At 69.0% G+C, this 13,303-nt stretch carries 9 protein-coding genes and 1 pseudogene; 3 read left to right on the top strand and 7 right to left on the bottom strand.

Annotated features, from left to right (window positions below; all coding sequences use genetic code 11):
- Positions 1 to 317 precede the first annotated feature (317 nt).
- A complete protein-coding gene (locus tag B0I32_RS32675) occupies positions 318 to 809 on the top strand; it encodes a YajQ family cyclic di-GMP-binding protein (protein ID WP_245956169.1) in 492 nt (163 codons plus the stop codon).
- A gap of 253 nt (positions 810 to 1,062) precedes the next feature.
- The gene (locus tag B0I32_RS32670; RefSeq protein ID WP_181308002.1) at positions 1,063 to 1,551 is read left to right on the top strand and encodes an NUDIX hydrolase; all 489 of its coding nucleotides are present in this window, start codon (positions 1,063 to 1,065) and stop codon (positions 1,549 to 1,551) included.
- Here the strand turns inward: B0I32_RS32670 and htpX are convergent.
- From htpX to B0I32_RS60210, 7 genes and pseudogenes are all read right to left on the bottom strand, one after another.
- Entirely contained in the window at positions 1,539 to 2,390 is an 852-nt protein-coding gene (gene htpX, locus B0I32_RS32665; RefSeq protein ID WP_106246322.1) for a zinc metalloprotease HtpX, read from the bottom strand. The genes B0I32_RS32670 and htpX overlap by 13 nt on opposite strands.
- A gap of 129 nt (positions 2,391 to 2,519) precedes the next feature.
- Positions 2,520 to 4,061, bottom strand: a complete 1,542-nt coding sequence (locus tag B0I32_RS32660) for an NADH-quinone oxidoreductase subunit N (RefSeq protein ID WP_106246320.1) — start codon at positions 4,059 to 4,061, stop codon at positions 2,520 to 2,522.
- Positions 4,058 to 5,755 (bottom strand): complex I subunit 4 family protein, encoded by a 1,698-nt coding sequence (locus tag B0I32_RS32655; RefSeq protein ID WP_106246456.1) that lies wholly within the window; start codon positions 5,753 to 5,755, stop codon positions 4,058 to 4,060. Before B0I32_RS32655 ends, B0I32_RS32660 begins: the two co-directional genes overlap by 4 nt.
- 46 nt (positions 5,756 to 5,801) lie before the next feature.
- The gene (locus tag B0I32_RS32650; RefSeq protein WP_106246318.1) at positions 5,802 to 7,823 is read right to left on the bottom strand and encodes an NADH-quinone oxidoreductase subunit 5 family protein; all 2,022 of its coding nucleotides are present in this window, start codon (positions 7,821 to 7,823) and stop codon (positions 5,802 to 5,804) included.
- A 281-nt stretch (positions 7,824 to 8,104) separates the two neighbouring features.
- A pseudogene (gene nuoK / locus B0I32_RS32645) lies at positions 8,105 to 8,407 on the bottom strand (NADH-quinone oxidoreductase subunit NuoK); the annotation flags it as partial.
- Positions 8,407 to 9,072: an NADH-quinone oxidoreductase subunit J family protein gene (locus B0I32_RS32640; protein WP_106246316.1), complete on the bottom strand. Its 666-nt coding sequence runs from the start codon at positions 9,070 to 9,072 to the stop codon at positions 8,407 to 8,409. The gene B0I32_RS32640 and the pseudogene nuoK, both read right to left, overlap by 1 nt.
- Positions 9,069 to 10,322, bottom strand: a complete 1,254-nt coding sequence (locus B0I32_RS60210) for a NuoI/complex I 23 kDa subunit family protein (RefSeq protein ID WP_245956168.1) — start codon at positions 10,320 to 10,322, stop codon at positions 9,069 to 9,071. The genes B0I32_RS32640 and B0I32_RS60210 overlap by 4 nt, the downstream gene beginning before the upstream one ends.
- Positions 10,323 to 10,531: 209 nt before the next feature.
- Here B0I32_RS60210 and B0I32_RS32630 point away from each other — a divergent pair, with 209 nt between their 5' ends.
- Positions 10,532 to 11,797: a serine/threonine-protein kinase gene (locus tag B0I32_RS32630; RefSeq protein ID WP_106246315.1), complete on the top strand. Its 1,266-nt coding sequence runs from the start codon at positions 10,532 to 10,534 to the stop codon at positions 11,795 to 11,797.
- Positions 11,798 to 13,303 lie beyond the last annotated feature (1,506 nt).

The following is a 13,303-nucleotide window of genomic DNA, read 5'->3' as shown; positions in this document are numbered from 1 at the left end:
GGTGTGAGGGGGTTGGGCGAGTCGGTGGGGGTGGGCGCGCACGGGGGATGGGTGGCCGTGGGCTTGCGGGTTGCCAGCGCGCGCCGCTTCGAGGCTTGGCGTGTCTGGGGAAGGGGGTGGGTGGGGGTGGGGATGTTGTGGTTGTGGGGGGTGTGAATGGGGGTTGGGGGTGGGGCGAATCGTGGTGAAACGGGGAGCCGGAGGGCTTGGGGTGGGTTGGGGTCCTGCACTGGGGGCCGATGCTGGCTAGGCTCGTTCGCTGGGTCCGGGCGTATCGGGGCCGGGCCGAATTCATCGCAGCTGAGAGGATGTGCGCTTTGGCCGATTCATCGTTCGACATCGTCAGCAAGATCGACCGCCAGGAGGTCGACAACGCTCTCAATCAGACGGTCAAGGAGCTCGGACATCGATTCGACTTCAAGGGCACCGGGGCGAGCATCGAGTGGTCCGGGCAGAACAACATCGAGATCAAGGCGAACAGTGAGGAGCGGGCTAACGCCGCGCTCGACGTGTTCAAGGACAAGGTGGTCAAGCGGGGTCTTTCGCTGAAGACGCTCGATGCGGGCGAGCCCAAGCTTTCGGGGAAGGAATACCGCATGGCGGTCGCCCTGAAGGAGGGGATCGATCAGGAGCATGCGAAGAAGATCTCCAAGATGATCCGCGATGAAGGGCCGAAGGGGGTCAAGGCTCAGATTCAGGGCGAGGAGCTTCGGGTGAGCTCCAAGAAGAAGGACGATCTGCAGGACGTCATCTCGCTGTTGAAGGGCAAGGACCTGGACATCGCCCTCCAGTTCGTGAACTACCGCTAGCCAGCCAGGGCATGCTGTACGGCTCCGAACTGGCACGAGCGTCGCGGAGAGCGCATCCGGGGCACGGGGAGTGAAGAGGGCTTCGTCGTTATATGTCGGCATCTATCGGTGTAGATGCGTGGCGGGCTTCTTCTCTCTGCCTCCCCTGTGTCCCGGGGCTGTCGTCCTCTCCCATGCCGCGGGCTTCCGGGTACTGTTCGTGGGGCCGTAATGTGCTGCTTTTGGGTGGGTTTCGATCGTATGCTCGGTAAGCGTGACGAAGATCCCCCTGCGCCGGTTCACGGCTCGTGTGCTGCCCGTTGACGAGAACGACCGCGTACTGCTGCTGCACGGCTTTGATCCGGCTCAGCCTGAACGGCGGTTCTGGTTCACGATCGGAGGCGCCGTGGAAGGCGATGAGACGCCTCAGGAGGCGGCGGCGCGGGAGTTGTACGAGGAGGTCGGGATTCGGGCCTCCGTGGAGGAGTTCAGCGGGCCGTATGCCGAAACGCTGGTCGAGTTCGAGTGGAGTGAGTACGCCTTCACCCAGGATCAGGTCTTCTTCGCTATTCGGGTGAATGGTGGGGCGGGGGCGGTGTCGTTCGAGCACATGGAGCAGATCGAGAAGGATACGACGACCGGGTATCGGTGGTGGAGTGTCGCGGAGCTGGAGGCCACCGAGGAGGTCGTTCATCCGGAGGATCTGCCGGTGATTCTGAAAAGGGTCGCGGCGGCCGGCGGCGGTGGCGATCAGCGGCGGTAGCCGGCCATCCGCTCCAGGCGGGCGACTCGCTCCGAGGTGGGCGGGTGGGTGGAGAAGAGGCGGGCGAGGCCGGAGCCGCTGAACGGGTTGGCGATCATCATGTGGGAGGCCGAGGTCAGGCGGCTGTTCTCCGGGAGCGGGAGGCGGCGGGCGCCCAGCTCGATCTTGCGGAGGGCGGAGGCCAGCGCGAGCGGGTCACCCGTGAGTCTGGCGCCCGATTCGTCGGCCTGGAACTCTCTCGTGCGGGTGATGGCCATCTGCACCATGGTGGCGGCGACGGGGCCGAGGAGCATCATCAGCAGGGCGCCCAGGAAGCCGGGGCCCTCGTCGTCGTCGGAGCCGCCGAAGAAGACGGCCACGTAGCTGAGCCAGGTGATCATCGTGGCCAGCGCGCCGGCGACGGAGGAGATGAGGATGTCGCGGTTGTAGACGTGGGACAGCTCGTGGCCGATCACGCCGCGCAGCTCGGCCTCGTCGAGCAGTTTCGTCAGTCCGTACGTGACGCAGACCGCGGCTCGGCGGGGGCTTCGGCCGGTCGCGAACGCGTTCGGCTGCACCGTCGGCGAGATGTACAGGCGCGGCATCGGCTGGCGGGCCTCCGTGGAGAGCTCGCGGACGATGCGGTAGAGGGTGGGCTGTTCGACCTCGCTGACCGGTCTGGCCCGCATGGCCGACAGGGCGATGCGGTCGGAGAAGAAGTAGGCGACACCGTTGCTCACCAGGGCGAGAACGAACGCGAACTGCGCGCCGGTGCCGCCACCCAACCACGCGCCCACCGCGACAATCAGCGCCGACAGCCCGCCGAGCAGAACGGCGGTGCGCAGACCGTTATGGTGCAAGGTTCCCCCCTTCGTGGTTCGGGTCCATACGTCCAACGACGATGACCCGGTCCTTCGTTCCCCGTTGTGCTCAGCCGAGGGCGGAGCGCGACTTGTCCATAGCCCCGTGCTGGTCGGGGCAGGGATTTTTCACCCGGAGGGGGACAAGGTGGTCAGGTCCAGGACGAGTTGGGGGGCGATCGAGAAGAGGACGGCGGCGGCCACGGCCAGGCCCATGGCCATGGCCAGCCACGGGCCCGTCGCGCGCCGCGGGGCGGGGGTCGTGGCGGGGGCGAAGAGGCGGGCCGTCCAGATGGCGTAGTAGTACAGGCCGATCACCGTGTTGACGGCCATGACCACGGCCAGCCAGCCGTACCCGCCGCCGACGATCTCGCGGAAGACGAAGACCTTGGCGAACAGGCCCGCCAGCCCGGGCGGAAGACCGGCCAGGCAGATCAGGCAGAACGCGAGCGCGATGCCCGCGGCCGGGCGGCGGAACACCAGGCCGCGGTAGTCGTCGAGCTCGTTGCGGGCGGACCACCTGGACACGAGCATGACGACGGTGAACGCGCCGAGGTTCATGGCGGCGTAGATGACCAGGTAGGCGATGGACGCGCTGATCGCTCCCCCGGCCGGGGCGGGATCGGGGCGGGCGGTCGTCGCCGCCAGCGCCAGCGGAGCGAGGATGTAGCCGGACTGCGCCACCGAGGACCAGGCCAGCAGCCGTACGGCCGAGCGCTGGCGCATGGCGAGCAGGTTGCCCGCGGTCATGGTCAGCGCGGCCACGATCGCGACGATGGGGGCCCACGTGGCCGCCTGCCCGGCCAGTCCGGTGACCAGGATGAGGATCAGTCCGGCGAAACCGGCCGCTTTCGAGATGACCGAGAGCAATGCCGCCACCGGTACGGGGGCGCCCTGGTAGACGTCGGCCGCCCAGGAGTGGAACGGTACCGCGGCGATCTTGAAGGCGAAGCCGGCGACGACGAGGACCACGCCGACCGTGACGACGGCGGGCAGTTCCTGGGAGGGGGGCAGCACACCTGGAGCCGGCGCCTGGCCGCTGAAGACCGCCGCCAGGCGCGACAGGAAGACCGTGCCCGAGATGCCGTACAGCAGGGAGACGCCGAACAGCATGACCGCCGTCGAGACGACCGACACGACGAAGAGCTTCACGGCGGCCTCAGACGCGCGGCCGTCGTAGCGCTTCATCGCGGTGAGTGCGAAGACCGGGAGCGAGACCAGTTCGAGCGCCACCACGAGCATGATCAGATCGCGGGAGGCGGGCAGGGTGACCGCGCCCACGAGGGTGCAGAGGAGCAGGAAGTACCACTCGCCGACGGGGATCGCGCCGCCCGCCAGCTCCGTCATCGACAGCAGCACGATCACCACGGCGGCCACGAGCATCAGTCCGGCGAAGGCCAGGGTGAACCCGTCGGTGACGTACGAGCACAGCTGCTCGCCCTCGGCGAGGTTCGGCGGGACGCAGAACGTCGAGCGCGGCGAGCCGCCACTGACCGCCTGGGCGACCACGAAGCCCAGGGAGAGCAGGACGCCTGCGAGCGTGACCAGGCCCAGGCCGGTTCGCGTGCGCGGGCGGGCCGGCAGGAACGCGTCCAGCAGCAGCACCAGGCCGGCCGCCAGGGCGAGCGCCAGCGCGGGCGCGATCACGAAGTAGTCGATCTGCTGGATCATGAGATGGCTCCCAGCAGGGCTTGGACGGGCGGCGTGGTCAGCGACAGCAGCAGGCCGGGCCAGAGGCCGAACAGGAGGGTCAGGGCCACCAGAGGTGTCCAGGCCAGGAGTTCGTGTTGGTTGACGTCCTCGATGGTGCCGTCGGCTGGGGGTGGTTCGAGGGTGGTCGTGGTGGTTCGCGCGGGCGCGCCGAGCGGGACGACGGGCTGCTCGTCGCGGGTTTCCGGGGGCGGGCCCACGACGTTCGTCCCGGACGGGCTCGTACGGGCGGGCGGCTGGGGGCGGCCGTGGGTGAGACGCGAGAGCATGACGAGGAAGTACGCCGCCGTCAGGACCGCGCCCAGCCCGCCGATCACCATGTACGTGAGGAACAGCCCGCGCGGAAGCCCCGCGCCCGGCTGGAACGCCCCGTACAGCGCCAGCATCTCCCCCCAGAACCCGGCCAGGCCCGGCAGCCCGAGCGAGGCGATCGCCGCGAACGTGAGCAGAGCGCCCAGCCGCGGCAGCGTCGCCAGCAGGCCGCCGCCCAGGGTGGGCATGTCGGCGGTGTGGTGGCGTTCTTTGATCGCTCCGGCCAGGAAGAACAGCAGGCCGGTGATCAGGCCGTGGGCGACGTTGGCGAAGAGGGCGCCGTTGACGCCCACGGGGGTGAGCGTGGCGAAGCCGAGCAGGACGAACCCCATGTGCCCGACGGAGGAGTAGGCGATCATGCGTTTCAGGTCGCGCTGGGCGAGGCAGGCCAGGGCGCCGTACACGATGCCGACCACGGCCAGGGCGCCCAGCCACGGCGCCACCGCGACCGCGCCCTCGGGCAGGACGGGGATGGCGATCCTGGCGAAGCCGTACGTGCCCATCTTCAGCAGCACGCCCGCGAGCAGCACCGAGCCGACGGTGGGAGCCTCGGTGTGGGCGTCGGGGAGCCAGGTGTGCAGTGGCCACATGGGGGTTTTCACCGCCAGGCCGATGCCGATCGCCACGAACGCCAGGATCTGGATGGACCCGGACATCCCCGCACCGTGGGACGTGCTCAGCGCCACGATGTCGAGGGTGCCGGTCTGGGCCCAGATCAGGAGCAGGCCGAGCAGCATGACGACCGAGCCGAGCAGCGTGTAGAGGATGAACTTGATCGAGGCCGCCCTGCGTCCTTCGCCGCCCCAGATGCCGATCAGGAAGTACATCGGGATGAGGACGATCTCGAAGAAGACGAAGAAGAGGAGGAGGTCGAGGGCGAGGAAGGTGCCGATCATGCCTACTTCGAGGACGAGCAGGGTGAAGACCAGTGCTCTTGGTCTGGCTCTTGTGATCGGCTCGGCTGCTGTGGCCGCCCCGGCTTCCGCGGGCGGCTTGGTGGTCAGGAGTTGGCCGGACCCCCGTGCGTTGCCCCAGCACAGGTAGACGAAGCACAGGAACGTCAGCAGGGCCGTGAGGGTGATCAGCGGCAGTGAGATGCCGTCGATGCCGAGGTGGAAGCGCAGGCCGAGGCCGGGGATCCAGGGCTGGTCGAGCTCGAACTGCACGTCCGCGGGCCGGCCGTAGTCGAACGTGGCGACCAGCAGCAGGCTCAGCGCCAGCGTGAGGCCGGACAAGATCAGCCCGTACGTACGGAGCCTGGGGCGGAGCAGTTGCGGGGCGAGGAGGAGCAGGAGCGCGCCCAGCAGCGGCACGGCGAGGAGCGCCACGGGGATCCAGGCCATCATGCGGGCACCCCTTCCTCCGTGGTGCCGCGTCGCGTCCCGGTCGTCACGTGAGCACCACCGCCCCCACCGCGATCAACAGGACGCCGGCCAGGACGCCGCTGACGTAGAGCTGGACGTTGCCGTTCTGGGCCAGGCGCAGCACGCCCGAGAGCCCGCGTGCCGACCTGCCGGAGCCGCGCACCGCCCCGTCGACGACCACGTCGTCCGTCCTGACGACGAACCTGGCCAGGGCCAGCACCGGGCGGACGAACAGCGCGGCGTACAGGGCGTCCACGTAGAACGCCCGCTCGCACGGCGCCCGCAGCGGGCCCAGCAGGCGGGCCGGGTCGGCGAGGGGGTCGCTGCGCCAGAACGCGTATGTCGCTCCCGCGCCCAGCGCCGCGAGCACCACGCTGATGGCCGCCACGCCGAGGTCGAGATGCGGTTCGCCGGTGAAGCCCAGCAGCAGGGCGGGGACGGCGAGGACGACGAGCGGCACGAGCATCGTCCGGGGGGCCTCCCTGACGTCCACGACGTGAGCGGTGCCGGGCTCCGGCTCGGGCAGCGCCACGGCCTTCGCCGCGCCGAAGAACGTGCGTAGCCAGGCTCTGGCGGCGTAGGCGCCGGTCACGGCCACGGTGGCGAGCGCGCACCCGTACAGGAGGAGGGCGGCCGCGTCGGTCAGGCCGCCTCCGCTCACCGGACCGCCGGTCAGCGCGTCGTCCATGGCCAGCAGCAAGCCGTCCTTGCTGAAGAAGCCGCTGGCCGGCGGGATGCCCACCAGGGCGGCGAAGCCGATCGTCATCGTCACGAACGTGACCGGCAGCTCGCGGCGCAGGCCGCCCATCTGGCTCATCAGGTTGGAGCCGACGTGGTGGATCACCGCGCCCGCGCACAGGAACAGCAGCGCCTTGAACGCGCCGTGGGTCAGCAGGTGGAAGATCGCCGCGGTGTCGGAGCCGGCGGCCAGGCCGCCCGCCATGTACGCGAGCTGGCTGACGGTGGAGTAGGCGAGAACGCGTTTCAGGTCGTCTTGGGCGAGCGCGGCCAGGGCGGCGCCGAGCATGCCGAGCGCGGCGACGACGGCCAGCACGTCGAGTGTCGGACGGGCGGCGAGGAACGCCGGGTAGAGCCTGGCCACGATGAAGATGCCGGCCGCGACCATGGTGGCGGCGTGGATCAGGGCGCTGATCGGCGTCGGGCCCGCCATCGCGTCGGGGAGCCAGGTGTGCAGCGGCACCTGCGCGCTCTTGCCCGCCACCCCCGCCAGCAGCAGCATCGTGGCCGTCACCAGCGTGGCCGCGGACATCTCCGGCACCTTGGCCAGTACGTCGGCGATGCGGAAGCTGCCCGCGCCGATGCCCAGGACGAAGATGCCGAACAGGAACCCGACGTCGCCCAGGCGGGTCACGAGGAACGCCTTCACCGCGGCGCGCGAATTGCCCCGGTCTTCCCACCAGTGGCCGATGAGGAGGTAGGAGCACAGACCCATGATCTCCCAGCCCACGTAGAGGACCAGGAGGTCGCCCGCGTAGACGACCAGCAGCATGGCGCTGGTGAACAGGCTGATGAACGCGCTGTAGGAGGGGTAGCGGGGGTCGGATTTGAGGTAGCCGACCGAGTAGACCTGTACGGCCAGGGCCACCACGGTCACCAGGACGCCGAGGACTCCGGACAGGGCGTCGGCCTGGAGGGTCAGCGAGATCGGGACGGCTCCGGTGACGATCGTGCCGTACGTTTCGCCGGTGGGTGGGGTGGTGGAGCCGGTGAAGTAGGACAGGCCCGGGGTCCAGGCCAGCCAGGTCGCCAGGATGGTCGCGGCCGCGGTGGGGAGGATCGCGATCCAGGCGGCTCGGGTGTTGGCTCGTTCGCCTGCTGCCCTGTCCTTCTGGCCGAGCCCGGCGGCGGTCGTCGTGGCGATCGTGCCGGCTGTCTTGCCGGTTGTCGTCGTGCCGTCGGCTGACGTGGCGGTGGCTGGTGTGGCGGCGGGCGTTCGGCCGCCGTGGTGGGGCCAGCGGGACAGCAGGAGGCCGGCGAAGGCTGCGACGAAGGGCAGGAGGATGGCCAGCAGCGGGAAGGTCGTCATCGTGAGCCACCGCCTCGCTTGACGGGCGCTTCGGATTCGCCGGTTGCCTCGGGGGTGGTTCGGTGAGAGGAATCCTCAGAGGACGGGGGTCCGCCGGTGGCCGGTGCGTCCTCCGTCTCGGTGGTCAGCTGGGGTTTTGAGGCGGGCTTCACGGCCGGAACCGGGGTTCGTGGCGGCGCCGGCGTTTGAGACGGGGTCGAGGTTGGAGGCGAGGTCGGCGTGTGGCCGTCGGTGGGTGGGAGGGCGGCTGCCTGGGCTGGGGTGAGACGTTCGTCGGTGGGTTCGGCCAGGTCGCGGAGGTGGTCGATGTCGACGGTGCGGCGGTTGCGGTAGAGGGCCAGCACGATCGCCAGGCCCAGGCCCACCTCGGCCGCCGCGATGACGATGACGAAGAGGGTGAGCACCTGGCCGCTGTGGAGGCGGTCGCCCAGCCACACGTCGAACGCGACCAGGTTGAGGTTGACCGCGTTGAGCATCAGCTCCACCGACATCAGCACGAGGATCGTGTTGCGACGGGCGAGCACGCCGTAGACGCCGATGGAGAACAGGAGCGCGGAGACGACCGCCGGGTAGACGATGTGCACTAATGACCCCCGGTCTGATCGGGTGGCGAGCCGTCAACTGTCCGGTCGGGTGATCCGGTGCTCCGGGTTTCGTCTGGTGAGCCGCCGGAGGTATCAGGATTTGCGAGATGGGCGGTGCCCGGGTCGGGTGAGCCTCCCGGGATGTCGGTGCGGGACAGGACGATGGCGCCGATCAGCGCGGCCAGCAACAGCACCGACAGTGCCTCGAACGGCAGCACCCAGGTGGCGAACACGCTGGCGCCCAGTTCCTTCGCGGCGCCGGGGCCCGGGGTGAGCGGGGCGTAGGCCGTACGGAAACCGTCGATCACCACCGTGACGAGGAGCGCAGCCGTCGCGAGCGCCACCACGGCGGAGACCACTCTGTTGTTGCTGTCGAGGTCGGCGGAGCGGCCGATGGGGGCGCGGGTGAGCATGATGCCGAACAGCATGAGCACGACCACCGCGCCCACGTAGATGAGCACCTGCACCCACGCCACGAACTCCGCGGTCAGGACGAGATAGCCGCCCGCCAGCGCGCCGAAGCAGAGCACCAGCCAGAGGGCGGCGTGGACGAGTTGTCTGGTCGTGACGACGAGCAGCGCCGATCCAACCGCTACCGCGCCCAGGAGCAAGAAGACGATCTCTTGCCCGGTGGGTGACAGGTAGGAGGGCACCGCCTCGGTCACGACTCCTCCTCGGACTCCCTTGTCTCGCCAGGACCGAGCCCACCCGGCGGGCGGATGGACCGTGGATCGGCCATCTTGCGCCGGCGAGGGCTCGCGGCAGAAGTCTGCTCCTCGGGATCGGGGCTCGGTTGCGCCTCGCCCGAGGCTGTGGACAACTTTTCTGGAGGCGGCCGGCCTGTGGATGAAGGCTCGGTCTCAGCCTGGCTCTCGGTTGGAGGCTCGGCCTCGCTCGGTCCTTCGGATGGAGGCTCGGGGGTCGCCTGAGTCTGGCTGGATGGCGTGTTCTCGCCGGTCTGGGGCCGGCTCTCGTCTTCGCCGGTCTTGGCTGACGGACGCGTGGCCTCTTCCGCGGGCGTGGTGGGGGCGTCGCCCTTGGGAGGGGTGGGCAGGGCGCCTGGAGGACGGATTCCTCGTACGTTCGCCATCGAGCGGCGGGGACGTCCGCTTGAAGCGGACGGCTCGTCCGAACGTGTCTGTGGGGTGGCCGGTTCGTCTGCGGTACGGGAGCGTCCGGCGGGTGAGACGTCCGTTGCCTCGGTGCCGGGTGCCGGAACGCCTGGTCCTGTGGTGCCGGCTTTCGGGGTGTCGGTCGCCTGGCCTTCTGTCGGCGTACCTGCTGAGTCGTCGCTGGACGAAGGCCTGGTCGGGCGGTCGGCGGGCGCCTGAGCCGGCTGATCCGTGGCCGCGGCGCGGGCGGGGCGTTCGGAAGCCGCGGTGCGGGCCGGCCGGTCGGCGGGAGAGGTGCGCGCGGGGCGGTCGGCGGCCGGGGTGCGGGGTGGGCGGTCTGCTGCCGCGGCGGTGCGGGCCGGGCGGCGGAGGGCGGCCGTCAGCTCCTTGGGAGGTTCGGCGCCGGGGTCATGGGCCGGGGGTGGAGGAACGGTCTGGGTCCAGGCGGCCAGTTTGTCCTTCTCGTGGAGGAGGTTGCGGATGTCGCCTTCCGCGTACTCGAACTCCGGGGACCAGAAGAGCGCGTCGAAGGGGCAGACCTCGATGCAGATGCCGCAGTACATGCACAGCGAGAAGTCGATGGCGAAGCGGTCGAGCACGTTGCGCTGGCGGGCGCGGCCGCCCTCGGGGGCCGGGATCGTCTCCTTGTGGGAATCGATATAGATGCACCAGTCGGGACACTCTCGGGCGCAGAGCATGCAAGAGGTGCAGTTTTCCTCAACCAGGGCGATGACGCCTCGGCTGCGGGGCGGGAGGGCGGGCTTGACCTCGGGATATTGCTGGGTGACGGATTTGCGCAGCATGTGGCGAAGGGTGATGGACAACCCTTTCGCCAGTCCGACTCCCGGAATCCGCGCCATGGTTCAACATCATGACGTACTTGGCCGCGCAGGTGAATGAGTGAGGCCGTTGTCCCCAGTTTTTCCACAGCTGTCCACAGGTTGACGGGTGGTTATCCACAACCTGTGCGCATGCCCGATATGAACCACGGCATGGCGATAGTCTCTCCGCCATGCAACACAGCCATCCGATCCGCCCCAGTGGCATGAGGTGGACGGCCGCCGTTGCTTGGGCCTGCCTGCCCCTGTTCACGTGCGGTCTGGCGACTCCGTTCACCATCGGGATCGCCGCGTTCTGGCTGCGCAACTTCTGGCACGCCGCCGCCGCGTCCGTCTACCTGGTCGGCATCGGCACCTTCGCGATCGCGACCTTGGCGTACAGCAACTATGAGGAATGGCCGCCGGGGGTGTCCGTGCTGGCGACGATGGGGTTGCTGGTCAGCTGGATCGGTGGGCTCATCCACTCGGCGATCCTGGTGCCGTTCATGGCTCGCGCGCGGTTGGAGGGCCCGGCGTACGGGCAGCCGCAAGGGCCCGCGCGCACAGGGTTGGACGGGACGGCGCACGGGCGGCACGGAGGGATGGCGCAGGCCCGGCATGGCGGGACGTCGCGTCCGCCGGTCGACCTGCGGCAACGGACGACCGCGCCCACGCATCACCGTTCGAGCACCGAGCCGCAGTGGGTGGGGCACTATCGCGTGCTGCAACCGCTCGGGCGGGGCGGGCAGGGCGCGGTCTACCTCGCTGTGGCGCCCAACGGGACGCGGGTCGCCGTGAAGGTGCTCCATGATCTGGTGGACGAGACGGCCAGAACGCGCTTCGCGCGGGAGGTGGAGGCGGCGCGGCGGGTCGCGACGTTTTCCACAGCTCGGGTGCTCGACGTGAGCATCACCGGGCAGCAGGCGTACATCGTCAGCGAGTACGTGGAGGGGCCGTCGCTGGAGCAGCTCGTCAAGAAGCGCGGTCCGCGCGACGAGGACAGCCTGACGCGGCTGGCGTTATCCACAGCCGGGGCGTTGGCGGCCATCCACAAGGCTGGAGTGGTTCATCGTGACTTCAAGCCGAGCAACGTGCTGATCGGGAACGACGGGCCGAGGGTGATCGACTTCGGTATCGCTCGTGCGCTTGATCAGGTGACGATGACGTCGGGGAAAATGGTCGGGACGCCGCCGTACATGTCGCCTGAGCAGCTGTCCGGTGAGACCGTGGGGCCGGCTTCCGATGTGTTCAGCTGGGCTGTGACGATCATGTTCGCGGCGACGGGGCGGCCGGCGTTCGGGGAGGACACGGTGCCGGCGGTGTTCAACCGGGTGCTCACCTTTCATCCGGACTTGTCGCCGTTGCCGCCGGGGTTGCGGGGGATTGTGGGGGCTTGCCTCAACAAGCGGCCTGACGAACGTCCGTCGGCTTCGGACGTGATGTTGGCGATCGTGCGCTGAGCTGGGCTTCTGGGCGTTTGAGGGTTTTGGGCGTTTGAGGGTTCGGGCATCTGCGGGTTTGAGGGTGCGGGGTCGGTTGGTGGCCGCTGGGTTCGGTTGTTGGTGGCCGCTGGGTTCAGTGGTCGGTGATTGGTGGTCACTGGGTTCGGTGGTGGTCGGTGGTGGGTGGCTGGTGTTGGCGGCGGGGGCAGCTTCCGCGGCGGTGAGTGAGTGGGGTTCGATCGTGGGCGGAGTGGGTGGGCGTGTGCTGGTCTGACGGGTGGAAGTCGACGTAGATAGGAAGTCGGCTCTCGTTCAGCCGGCGCGGGGGCCCCGGCGTGCAGGAACAGTCACTCTGGTTCGATTAGTGCGGGTCTCCGATGCAGGGAGAACTGCTGCTGGTTGCTTGTCGCGTCGAGGTGTGCAGGAGGGCCGTCCCCGTCTGGCTCACCCTGAGTCGGGGTATGCAGGGTGGACTGTTGCCATCCTGCTCGTTCGGGTTCGGGTATGCAGGGGGGCGCCCTTCCTGTTCGGATCGGTCGATCGGAGTGTGCAGGAGAAGGTTCCCTTCGGCTTTGTCTGGGTCCGGGTGTGTAGGAGGAGCTGTTCCCGTCCGCCCCGTCTGAGGCGAGGTATGCAAGGAGGGCTGGTTCCCCCTGCTCCCCTGGGTTCGCGTGTGCAGAAGGCGCCGTTTCCGTTCCGCTCGGACCGATCGAGGGGTGTAGGAGCTCGGGTCCCCTGCCGCTCGGCACGGTCCGGAATGTGTAGGAGGGACCGCTCCCTACCCGGTTTCCCTGGGTTCAGGTATGCAGAAGGCGCCGTTCCAGCTCGGTCGCTCAATCGGGATATGCATGTAGGCGGTTTCCCTCCGGCCCGTCCGGGTCGAAGTGTGTGTATGAAGAGGCGCTTCCGTCCGGGCCGTCTTGGGCGAGGTATGTACGGAGGGGTACTCCGCTCCCGCCTGCCCTCGGTTGGGATATGCAAGAAGGACCGGTGCGGTCCGGGTGCCCTGGTCGGGTTGTGTAGAAGCTCTTCTCATCCGGCTCGCCTCGGTTCGGCTATGCAGGAAGTACCGCTCCTGTCCGGATCGGCTCGATCGGGGGTGCAGGAAGGTGGTTCTCCTCCCGTTCGGCTTGGTCCGGGGTGTGTAGGAAGAGCTGTTCCCATCTGGCCCAGCGGCGGCGGGGTATGCAGGGAAGGCTCCTCCGGTGGGGCCCGCACGGGTACAGGTGTGCAGGTAGGGCGTCACGTCGCTGGCTGCGACTCGGTCGAGCTTATGTACGGAGGGACGTTCCGGTTGGGCCTGCCTGGGCTGAAGTGCGCAGGGCATGTTGTCGACTCAGGGCTTCACCACAGGTGAGGTGAGGTGAGGTGAGGGAGGCGATAGGTCCGGTGTTGCGGTTGGGGTGTGTGGTCGGAGATGGCTGTTCCGGGGTGGCTTGTCTGGGGGGATGGCCCGGTTGACCTAGCCGTAGCGCTCTGTGGTCTCGGTGGGTGTGCAGGTCGGCGCTGCCTCCAGCGCGGTTG

The organism is Nonomuraea fuscirosea (assembly GCF_003001935.1).
GTDB lineage: Bacteria > Actinomycetota > Actinomycetes > Streptosporangiales > Streptosporangiaceae > Nonomuraea > Nonomuraea fuscirosea.
Note: the sequence above shows the minus strand (reverse complement) of the source record. Positions and strands in the feature narration are given on the sequence as shown.

Bases quoted from the DNA above. Each gene is read 5' to 3' on its own strand.
- B0I32_RS32660 (WP_106246320.1), bottom strand. From the start codon at position 4,061: ATGATCCAGCAGATCGACTACTTCGTGATCGCGCCCGCGCTGGCGCTC.
- B0I32_RS32650 (WP_106246318.1), bottom strand. From the start codon at position 7,823: ATGACGACCTTCCCGCTGCTGGCCATCCTCCTGCCCTTCGTCGCAGCC.
- B0I32_RS32630 (WP_106246315.1), top strand. From the start codon at position 10,532: ATGCAACACAGCCATCCGATCCGCCCCAGTGGCATGAGGTGGACGGCC.
- B0I32_RS60210 (WP_245956168.1), bottom strand. From the start codon at position 10,322: ATGCTGCGCAAATCCGTCACCCAGCAATATCCCGAGGTCAAGCCCGCC.
- B0I32_RS32655 (WP_106246456.1), bottom strand. From the start codon at position 5,755: ATGGCCTGGATCCCCGTGGCGCTCCTCGCCGTGCCGCTGCTGGGCGCG.